Genomic DNA, 9,874 nt, shown 5'->3' on the forward strand with positions numbered 1-9,874 from the left:
CTCGAGGGGCTAGGCGCTGAAGCTGGATTAAGAAAACTACATGCAGTTATCCACACCTAAATAATTTTATAATTTCCTTAATTATCAAAAAGCCAAGGTCCCAGCGTGGGATTTTGGCTTTTTTACATATCCATATATTTAAAAATCAATATAGGTTGCATAAAAGTTTAATGTCATGAAAAGAGGTTTTGTAAAAAAAGACAACAGTTTTTATATAAGAAAATTATGGTTATACAAGAAAAGTATAGAATAATTTTCAAATAAACTAGAAATTATACCTACGAAAGTATTATATAAACAGAATTTTCAGTATATATGACATGTTCTCGTTATAATTCTGTTATTCTCGTAATCCAATTTAAATGTGCTTGTTCTTTTTGTACCGAATTTCTATGTTACTATAATTCACGTGATAAAAATTAGCCGATGGGAGGCAAACAAATGAAAAAGTCATTATTATCTTTGGTTGCAGCAGCGGCAATTTCTGGAGCTGCCGGTACACAAGCACAGGCAGAGGAAATCGTCGTACATAAGGGGGATACACTTTGGGGTATTTCTAAAGAATACGACGTAACAGTGGATTCATTAAAAAAATGGAATAACTTAACGAGTGATGTAATTCATCCGAACGATTTACTAGAAGTATCTCCTATTAAATATGCACAAGTTAGAAAAGGTGATACGCTTTGGAATATTGCGAAAGCTTATGGTGTTACAGTAAATGATCTAAAAGAATGGAATAAATTATCATCTGATCTTATTCAGCCTGGAATGAAATTGGCACTATATACAAACATGCCTGCTGATATGAAGGTCGAGAAAAAGTCTGCCAAGCCGGCTGCTACTCCGGTCGCAACGCCCGCAACAGCACCTGCAAGCCAGGCAACAGCTAAGCCAGCTGCAACAAAGCCTGCAGCAGCGACCAACCAGATTACTGTTGAAGCGACAGCTTATACAGCAAATTGTACAGGATGCTCAGGAATCACTAAAACTGGTGTGAACCTGAAAGCCAACCCTAATGCAAAAGTAATTGCTGTTGATCCAACTGTTATTCCTCTAGGATCTAAAGTATATGTTGAAGGCTATGGCTATGCCACTGCTGAAGATATTGGCGGAGCTATCAAAGGAAACCGAATTGATGTCTTTATCCCTACTCAAAGCGGTGCTCTTCAGTGGGGTAGAAAACAAGTGAAAGTTACTATCCTGGATTAAAAACAACACGAACATTGAATAAGAATGTAGTTCGGAAAAGCATTGGCAATTGCCAATGCTTTTTTTATTTAAAGATAAGAATGTATATATTTCTTCGAGAATTGTCCAGCTCCAGCGCCTAGCCCCTCGAGTCGCTTCGGTCCGCCCAATGAAGTCAAAGAACGACTTCATCGGTCGGCACTCCAGCGCTTGTCGGGGCTGACCAAGGCGCTTGCGCTTTTCTTATTCCTGTTTTGTTTTTGTTTTAAACGTTTTACCTTTGATAATTTTCTTTTGAGTGATATTGGGCAAGATAAGGCTTAAGAAAAACTGTGAGAATTTGGTGGACTGTTCTTCGATTTTTTCAAGAATTGAGTTAGCTTTTTGCGATAAAGATGTCTTGATTTCTCCAAGTTGATCGGTGATTGTTTCACCAACAGCATCTTGTTTCCCGAGTCTTTCCATAATTGTTTCATGGAATATTCCCTGCAAGTCTGCGTGCTTTGCCAGCATATCCTGCAGTTCTTCTTGCTTTTTAGCCTGGATAACAAGTGCTTTTGTGACATCTTCATATTCAAGAAGCTTTCGGTTCAAGTCCTGAATCATTGATTGCTGATGGGCAAGCTGGTTCAAAATCGCCTCACTAGTCAGCTCCCGATTTAAGAGAGATTTTGAAAACTGTTCGTGCAATTCTTCGAGTTTGATCAATTTATCATCGATTTCAGTTGTGGATTCTTTTTGTTCAGAGATGTTTTCCATGACTTTTTCCGAAAAATTCTCCTGTTTTGCCAGAAAAGAAACCATTTCCTGAAACTGAGTATATTGTTCATGTCTGTTATGTTCAAGGTTATGATTGAATTTTGTTACGCTGCCTGTTAACTCACCATTTAGTCTCTGCTGCTCATTTAGGATTTCTTGCAAATAATTCAGACGGAATTTATCCTGATTGCTTTGTTCAGCGATGTCATCGTTATTTCTAAAAACCTGTGGTGAAACATATCCATTTACAAATAAAGGCATAGGCATCACTCCTCATTATAAGTTGTCATATATACTATGACTTCTGGTGCAATAATGGTACTTGCGGAAAAGATAGCACTTATTACCTTTTATTAAATAGAGCAGATTGCAGCAAGCTAATAAAAACCGCTTTAAAGAAAGGAGCAGCTGATATGCTAACACAAGGGCAACTGTCGGCATTCAAGGCAGAGCTTCTCAAAAACAAACAAGATCTTGAGTCTCATCTCGACGCGAATGACCATTTTGACCTGAGAAGTGGACACGCTCATGAGTCAACTGGTGAGCTTTCGAGTTATGATAACCATCCAGGGGATGAAGGAACTGAATTATATGAACGGGAGAAAGATATTGCACTGAACGATCATGTAGAATATCAAATCCAGAGTATAGATAAAGCCATCCAGGCCATTGAAAAAGGAACATATGGAAAATGCGAAGCTTGCGGACGAGAAATACCCTATGAGCGTCTTCAAGCTGTACCAGAAACGACCTTTTGTATTGAACATACACCTGACCGTACCGTATCACATAACCGGCCTATAGAAGAAGGTGTGCTCATGCCGCCTTTTGGAAAATTCGATCTGGATAACAAGGATGAAAATGTCGCCTTTGATGCAGAAGATTCCTGGCAAGAGGTTTCTAGCTGGGGAACTTCCGAAACTCCATCTGATTTTATGACCCCAAAGGATCACTATAATGACACTTATATTGAGTCAGAAGAAAATGTAGGCTATGTTGAAGATTTTGAGAATTTTATCGGGAACGATATGACCGGCAGGGAAATAACCGTTTACCCAAATAAGCAGCATGAGAAATACGAGAACGAACTGGATGAAGAGGGCATTATGACATCCTTTGGCGACCTTCCAGCTTATGAACATGACCCATATGTGGACCATGAAAAGTAGGTTCATGCAGAAAAGACCAGCAATGGTCTTTTTTTGTTTACGTTTTAATTGGATTTTTTGTCATGATTAAAACCTCTCATGAAGGGGAAAAGACAAGCATACTTAAAAGTCAATGAGAGGTGAGCCATAATTGAAAGAGAAAATTAAGTACTACGGAAAGAGCCTGCTGGGCGAGCTGAAAAAAGACCGGGCAACAGGTCTGGCAGCTCAACAGGCGTATTATTATATGCTAGCATTGTTTCCATTACTGATTTTGCTGATCGCCATTGTTCCTTATTTGAATCTTGACCCCCAGAAAGCGATAAATGTTGTGAATCAATTATTACCCTCGCAATCTGCTGAGTTATTAAGAGATAATGTTGTCAAACTGGTCAGCGAACGAAACGGCGGCCTGCTTACTTTTGGTATCATAGGTACGATTTGGTCAGCATCAAGTGGGATGAACGCTTTTATAAAAGCAATGAATATCGCATTTGATGTAAAGGAAACGAGATCATTTATTAAGTCAAGACTCGTATCAATAATGCTGACATTTGGACTTATTTTAGCATTTGTAGTTGCGCTCCTGCTGCCGGTATTCGGAAGAGTCATATTGGATACAGTGCAATCAATCATCCAAATTCCAGAGCCATTTGATATTGTGTTCAACATTGTAAGATGGGTAGTTGCGATTGTCGTAATGGCAGCGGTATTGGCAGGTTTATATCGAGTAGCTCCAAATAAACATTATCCATTTAAGCATGTAATACCTGGAGCGATTTTCGCAACAGTTGTCTGGCAACTGATATCAATTGGATTTTCTTTTTACGTCAGTAACTTTGGGAATTATTCAGCCACGTATGGAAGCATCGGCGGAGTCATCGTATTGATGCTGTGGTTATTCCTCACTGGACTCGCCCTTGTTCTTGGTGGGGAAATCAATGCTATTTACCACAGGGACCAGACAGGTGAAGAGCCAGTCGAAGAGCATGCAGAAACAGTTGACAGTTAGTTTTCAATAGATCAGAACAAAAAACAGCAGATTAACTGCTGTTTTTTGTTCTATTAAGGAACAGCGGAAGGGAAAATTCTTCCCACTTCAATAGAGTAATTCGTAAACTTCATTCAATTGCTGTGCACGTTTTTCGTCAAGTTCATTTTTCGCATACTCAATTGCTTCAGGAAGAATTTTATTCAAAAATTCTATTTCTTCAGCCGTTAGGTCCCTGACAAAGTCGCCCTCAGAAGGATAATCACCTTGTTCTAAGCGTTGATAAATCTTCTTGCTAAGTGGATACGTCTCTGTGTAATTGGAAATGATTTCGCGCAGATAAGCCTGTGTTTTTTCCATGGTTTACTCCTTGAAGTATTCTTTGAATTGTTCAGAGTCGGTGATTTGGTCGTTTTTAAAATAAGGATTATCCTCTGTTGCATCACTCGGATCCAGATTTGTCTTTATGACCAGCTGCGGTCCATTTGCGGGTTCTGCCATAACTCGGTCTGTCATTTCTTTGAAATCAGGCAGGTTTTTATTTCCGGGCTGTTTATTTTCCATTTTCAACACCTCCATTTTATAACTTGCTTTATTGAAGGGTAGTTTATGTACAGAGCTAATTATTGGTAAAGCTACCATACGTGTTTTCTCTGATAACTTGTAGGGAAATATAAAATGGACTTTACTGGAATGGGGTGGCGAATTATGAAAGCAGTTACGTATCAAGGTTCTAAAGATGTACAAGTGAAAAATGTAGAAGCACCAAAAATAGAACATGAAAAAGATATGATTGTGAAGATTACCTCAACAGCTATTTGCGGGTCGGATCTCCATCTTTATCAGGGCAACATGCCTCTTCGTCCTGGCTACATCATCGGACATGAACCAATGGGGATTGTTGAAGAGGTGGGTCCAGGTGTTAGGAATTTGAAAAAAGGGGACCGTGTGGTCATTCCTTTTAATGTTTCATGCGGTGAATGTTTTTACTGCCAGAATCAGATGGAAAGCCAATGTGATAACACTAATGAATACAAGGATACAGGTGCATATTTTGGGTACACAGAACAATATGGCAATCATCCTGGCGGGCAGGCAGAATATTTAAAGGTTCCCTATGCTGATTTCACGTCATTTGTTGTACCAGAATCATGTGAGCTTGAGGATGAGTCGTTATTGTTCCTGTCGGATGTCATTCCAACTGCATGGTGGAGTGTAGAGCATGCTGGCGTAAAGAAGGGCGATACAGTCATTGTTCTTGGCAGCGGGCCAATTGGATTGATGACGCAAAAATTTGCTTGGATGAAAGGGGCAAAGCGAGTCATTGCTGTCGATCATCTCGATTACAGGCTTATGCATGCTAAAAAGACAAATAGTGTAGAGATTTTTGATTTTACCCAGGAAGATGATCCCGGTAAATTTCTGCAGGACTTGACGAACGGCGGTGCCGACGTAGTAATTGATTGTGTAGGAATGGATGGAAAGAAGTCTGTAGTGGAAAAAGTGGAGCAAAAACTGAAGTTGCAGGGAGGAACCCTTTCCGCTTTAGAAATTGCCCATACAGCTGTCCGGAAGTTCGGAACCGTACAAATTACCGGAGTGTATGGATTAAGGTACAATATGTTTCCGCTTGGCCGATTCTTCGAACGCAATATTACGATGAAAATGGGACAGGCTCCGGTTATTCATTACATGCCAAAACTATTCGATATGGTCACAAACGGTGAATTTGATCCAACTGACATCATCACCCATAAAATCCCTCTTGATGATGCAGCCAAAGGATATGAGATGTTCAATGATCGAAAAGATGACTGTATTAAGGTAATTTTAAAGCCTTAAGAATAGGTGGTATTGAATTTTTAATAAAGAAAGAATAGGTATCAGGTAAACAGTGTCCTGGATAAAGCAATAGCTTTTCCAGGACCTTTTTTATTATAATAGTTTAAAACGTAACAGATAGGAGCACTAATTTTGGGAAAATCGTTCGCTTATTTTTATGATACTGTTATGGGACCTCTTGAGAAAAGATGGATAGCACGTATCAGGAAAAAGATAGTTTCTGGACTCCAGGGGAAGGTTCTTGAAATTGGCGCAGGTACCGGTGCGAATTTTCCTTATTATTCTAAAGTCAAGGTGGACCAGTTGGTAACATTGGAGCCAAATCCCTATATGCTTGATCAGGCTAAACGCAGGGCGAAAGAATTCGAACTGCCAGTCGAGTTCCATCAAGGGATGGCAGAGACACTTCCATTCAATGATGGTGAGTTTGATACAGTTGTCGCGACGCTTGTTCTTTGTTCTGTAAATGATCCGCAAAAAGCTTTTCAGGAAATGAGAAGAGTTTGTAAAAAAGGAGGGAAAATTGTCCTCTTTGAGCATGTCAGAACAGAATCGAAATCGCTTGCCGCACTGCAGGATGTCCTGACTCCCGCCTGGAAACGGCTATGTGACGGCTGCCATTTAAATCGAGATACAGGTCGCTATATGAAGGAATCGGGAATCGAAATGGTAAAAGAAAAGAAGTATTTTAAGGGTATATTTGTCGAATATGAGGGGTTTAATCCGGAATAAAAGGAAGCAGGCACGCCCTTCACTCTTCTCCATACACTGATACAAAGAATATGGGGAGGATAGTCATGTATCCATATTATGACCATTACAGACAGAACCAAAAGCTTGTAAATGATTTAATGAAAGCTATAAATGGTGAATACAGCGCGACACAATGCTACGCTAAGCTTGCCGGCATGGCGCCGAATGAGGAACAGCGGGACCAAATCAATGAAATACTGAATGATGAAAAAAAACATCTCCGGCAGTTTTCGCAAATTTATACAACTCTGACAGGAAAGCAGCCACGCCCGCAGATGGTTGAAAGATGCAGGGAAACGTATCTTGAAGGACTTGAAGCATCTTTCAAGGATGAACAAAAAACAGCTGATTTTTATCATGAAATAGCAGATGAAGCTTCAGATGCGACCATAAAAGCAATGTTCAGGCGGGCGGCTTATGATGAGCAGAACCATGCCGTGTGGTTCCTCTATTATTTAGGAAAAGAAAAGTAGGAGCTGGAGCAATCCAGCTCCTTTTTCCTATTTTTATAGTTTTCACTATTTCTACATATTTAATGCAAAAATACTAGTGATATCTATACTAGAATGGGTATAGAGAAATTGAAGAAGCATTTGCAGAAACTACATAAGGAGGAAAACATTATGAAAAACAGTCTTGCAATTATTATCGGATTTTTAATCATTGGTTCATTATTTGTCGGCTGGAAAATAAGCCAGGATCTGGGGCCAGCTGAAACAGCAACTGCACCTCAGCCGCAAACCGAGAGTGCCAGCAAAGAAATTGAGTTCAACCCGCCAAGCATGGAGAACGTGCCTGATGGTCCTCTTGGGGAAAGTATTAAATATGGCCATGAGCTAGTCATGGAAACTAATACAGTAGCCGATGAGTACGTCGGAAATAATCTTTCATGTGCTAGCTGCCACGCAAATGGAGGTACAGTGAAAGAAGAAGCACCGATGATCGGACTTTCTGCAGTTTATCCAGAATACAGGCCGCGTGAAGGTGAGGTTTATACTCTGGAAGATCGTATCAATGGATGTATGATCCGAAGCATGAATGGGAAAATGTTCCCGACTGACAGTAAAGAAATGCGTGCGATGATTGCTTATTTGCAATACATGTCAGAGGGTGTACCGGCTGGTTCGGACCTACCTTGGAGAGCACCTAAAGAGCCGAAGCAATACCCAGTTCCTAGCGTTGAGGATGGAGAGAAGCTTTACGCACAATCATGTGCAAGCTGCCATGCTGCTGATGGATCTGGTACTGGAACAAACACAGGACCTGCTGTTTGGGGAGAAAACTCTTTCAACGACGGTGCAGGTATGTCAAGAGTGACGAAGATGGCAGGATACGTTCAGAAGAACATGCCTAAAGGGCAAGGTGGAACATTAACTGACCAGCAAGCGATCGATTTGGCTGCATTTATTCTTTCGCATGAACGACCAGAATTCAAAGGGCATAAAGGCGACTGGCCGAAAGGAGGGAGACCGGCAGACATCATGGATAAGGAAAAACGTGAACAAGTTAAAAACGGTACAATTGATTGGGAAGCGATCCTCTCGGTAAAGAATTAAGACTAGTAGAAGCCGAGCACTTGCATTGCAGGTGCTCGGCTTTCATTCTCATAAAAAACCTCATCCAGCAGTTGAATTTTATCGTTAGAATAAAAAGTTGTATACCTAAGTCCTTCGCCTGTAATTCTCCACGCTGGAATCACCCAGTTTAGGTCACCTCTCCTCCTGTTGCAAAAATCTTAAACCTTTCCTGTTCCACAATCCTCTTAATGTAAATAATCAGAAGCGGATACGGCTAAATTGAAAATTTTAACATTCAGAATCATTCCGAAAAATTTTCCTCCTGTTGTAGCTTTCCAGGGTGCCAAGCTCCTTATTCAACAGCCACTCCATTTCCTCCAACGCGGTTTTCGAGACAACAGGGTCACCCAATGACCAATTCACAGTATATACGAAGTAATAATCTTTGATTTGCCGGAATACGGCGATCGAGTTGGGGAAAATATCAAATTGAGCTTTGATATTATATCTCTTTGTGTATGACCATTTTATTAGCTTCATAGAAAATCTCCATATATTTTAATAAACTTTTATAGATTGATAGGACTAAGTGAGAATGAGATACTTTTCAAACTGCCAATTGCCTTATTTTTACTGATTACTTAAACGCTACAAAAAAACAAATCTAGATTTAAATTACCCTGTAAGATCGGGGGGGAACGAACTTCAATCCAGCATAGTGTCGCAGGATGATGGAATATGTTAAAATAAAGAACGTTGCAGTAGTGTTAGCGACATATATCTACATAATATCAAACTGCTAGCAATATGATAGGTTTTTATTTTTTAATAGAAGTAGCAGTACTTGGAGGGAAACTGAATCAATGATTGAAGCCCAGAGAATTCAACTGAACGTTAGAGTCTCGAAGGATACATCTGACAAGCTTGATGAAATTGTAGAATACTATCAGGAAAATACGAAAGTCGGCAGAGTATACAAAGGCGATGTATTAACAGATATTATTGAAAAATCATTTGAGATCATGCAAAAGCAAAAGAAGTTGAATAGATAAAGCTTTCTTAAACAAGATTTTGCTTTTCTAACATATACCGGGTCCCTTATTATAACGATAATTTGGAGAAGACTTCTTAACAGGGAAAGTTAACATTAGTGAGAAAACAACAAAATTCACTAAATAAAAAATAGGTGAAAAGTACTATGTCAAATTGTCAATTCGAAAATGTGGCAAATTAGTGACAAAATTGTTGCGCTAATCAATAATTAGTCGTATTATTTAAATAATCTGATAATACGATAAGGTGGTTATTGATATGATGCGTATGGCAATTGCAGGTGTAGCCGGCTTTGTCCTTGTGTTCATTGAGTCATATATTGTGATGGTTTTAAAACAGTATGAGACGATTGAGTTTGGCGGAATGGCTCCGTTTGTGAGCGTCTGGTCCATGAACTTTTTCCTTGTTTTCTCGATCCTTACACATATTAAATTTTGGTACGAAGAACGAGAAGCAGAGCGTGAAGAAGAGGCGGCCGAAAGAGACCGTTTCATCAGTTAAGGCAGTAATCATAAAAGCAATGTAAAATATCAACACTTAATGAAGTATTGGGGAGAAAGGCTGGATTGCCTTTCTCTTTTTTTGTTAAGGAAATTATAAAATTATTTAGGTGTGGATAA

At 39.6% G+C, this 9,874-nt stretch carries 13 protein-coding genes; 9 read left to right on the forward strand and 4 right to left on the reverse strand.

Annotated elements, in window-relative coordinates:
• The first annotated feature begins 441 nt into the window (after positions 1–441).
• Positions 442–1,212, forward strand: coding sequence for a 3D domain-containing protein (locus J7E32_RS19675; RefSeq protein ID WP_214910949.1), 771 nt, complete (start codon positions 442–444; stop codon positions 1,210–1,212).
• Positions 1,213–1,434: 222 nt separating this feature from the next.
• On the opposite strand, the gene J7E32_RS19680 is transcribed toward J7E32_RS19675, so the two are convergent.
• The gene (locus tag J7E32_RS19680; RefSeq protein ID WP_214910951.1) at positions 1,435–2,211 is read right to left on the reverse strand and encodes a hypothetical protein; all 777 of its coding nucleotides are present in this window, start codon (positions 2,209–2,211) and stop codon (positions 1,435–1,437) included.
• Between the two features lie 152 nt (positions 2,212–2,363).
• On the opposite strand from J7E32_RS19680, the gene J7E32_RS19685 reads away from it, so the two are divergent.
• Entirely contained in the window at positions 2,364–3,119 is a 756-nt protein-coding gene (locus J7E32_RS19685; protein WP_214910953.1) for a TraR/DksA C4-type zinc finger protein, read from the forward strand.
• Positions 3,120–3,249: 130 nt separating this feature from the next.
• On the forward strand, positions 3,250–4,110 hold the full coding sequence (locus tag J7E32_RS19690) for a YihY/virulence factor BrkB family protein (protein ID WP_214910955.1): 861 nt from the start codon (positions 3,250–3,252) through the stop codon (positions 4,108–4,110).
• Between the two features lie 87 nt (positions 4,111–4,197).
• Here the strand turns inward: J7E32_RS19690 and J7E32_RS19695 are convergent, their stop codons facing one another.
• Positions 4,198–4,449: a sigma-G-dependent sporulation-specific acid-soluble spore protein CsgA gene (locus tag J7E32_RS19695; RefSeq protein ID WP_214910957.1), complete on the reverse strand. Its 252-nt coding sequence runs from the start codon at positions 4,447–4,449 to the stop codon at positions 4,198–4,200.
• A 3-nt stretch (positions 4,450–4,452) separates the two neighbouring features.
• On the reverse strand, positions 4,453–4,653 hold the full coding sequence (locus J7E32_RS19700) for a hypothetical protein (protein WP_214910959.1): 201 nt from the start codon (positions 4,651–4,653) through the stop codon (positions 4,453–4,455).
• Between the two features lie 144 nt (positions 4,654–4,797).
• Here J7E32_RS19700 and J7E32_RS19705 point away from each other — a divergent pair, with 144 nt between their 5' ends.
• The 4 genes from J7E32_RS19705 (at position 4,798) to J7E32_RS19720 (ending at position 8,240) form a co-directional block, all read left to right on the forward strand.
• On the forward strand, positions 4,798–5,931 hold the full coding sequence (locus J7E32_RS19705; RefSeq protein WP_214910961.1) for a zinc-dependent alcohol dehydrogenase: 1,134 nt from the start codon (positions 4,798–4,800) through the stop codon (positions 5,929–5,931).
• A 132-nt stretch (positions 5,932–6,063) separates the two neighbouring features.
• Positions 6,064–6,663: a class I SAM-dependent methyltransferase gene (locus J7E32_RS19710; protein WP_214910962.1), complete on the forward strand. Its 600-nt coding sequence runs from the start codon at positions 6,064–6,066 to the stop codon at positions 6,661–6,663.
• A gap of 65 nt (positions 6,664–6,728) precedes the next feature.
• Positions 6,729–7,157, forward strand: coding sequence for a ferritin-like domain-containing protein (locus J7E32_RS19715; RefSeq protein WP_214910965.1), 429 nt, complete (start codon positions 6,729–6,731; stop codon positions 7,155–7,157).
• Between the two features lie 150 nt (positions 7,158–7,307).
• Positions 7,308–8,240, forward strand: a complete 933-nt coding sequence (locus J7E32_RS19720) for a c-type cytochrome (protein WP_214910967.1) — start codon at positions 7,308–7,310, stop codon at positions 8,238–8,240.
• A 249-nt stretch (positions 8,241–8,489) separates the two neighbouring features.
• Here the strand turns inward: J7E32_RS19720 and J7E32_RS19725 are convergent, their stop codons facing one another.
• Positions 8,490–8,741 carry a hypothetical protein gene (locus J7E32_RS19725; RefSeq protein ID WP_214910969.1) on the reverse strand — a complete coding sequence of 84 codons (252 nt, stop codon included), beginning with the start codon at positions 8,739–8,741 and terminating at the stop codon, positions 8,490–8,492.
• Positions 8,742–9,064: 323 nt separating this feature from the next.
• Between J7E32_RS19725 and J7E32_RS19730 the strand changes: the two genes are divergently transcribed.
• Positions 9,065–9,253 (forward strand): hypothetical protein, encoded by a 189-nt coding sequence (locus J7E32_RS19730; RefSeq protein ID WP_214910971.1) that lies wholly within the window; start codon positions 9,065–9,067, stop codon positions 9,251–9,253.
• 259 nt (positions 9,254–9,512) lie between these two features.
• The gene (locus J7E32_RS19735) at positions 9,513–9,755 is read left to right on the forward strand and encodes a hypothetical protein (protein WP_214910973.1); all 243 of its coding nucleotides are present in this window, start codon (positions 9,513–9,515) and stop codon (positions 9,753–9,755) included.
• Positions 9,756–9,874 lie beyond the last annotated feature (119 nt).

The sequence above is a fragment of the Bacillus sp. ISL-55 genome (genome assembly GCF_018613155.1).
Taxonomy (GTDB): Bacteria; Bacillota; Bacilli; order Bacillales; family Cytobacillaceae; genus Mesobacillus.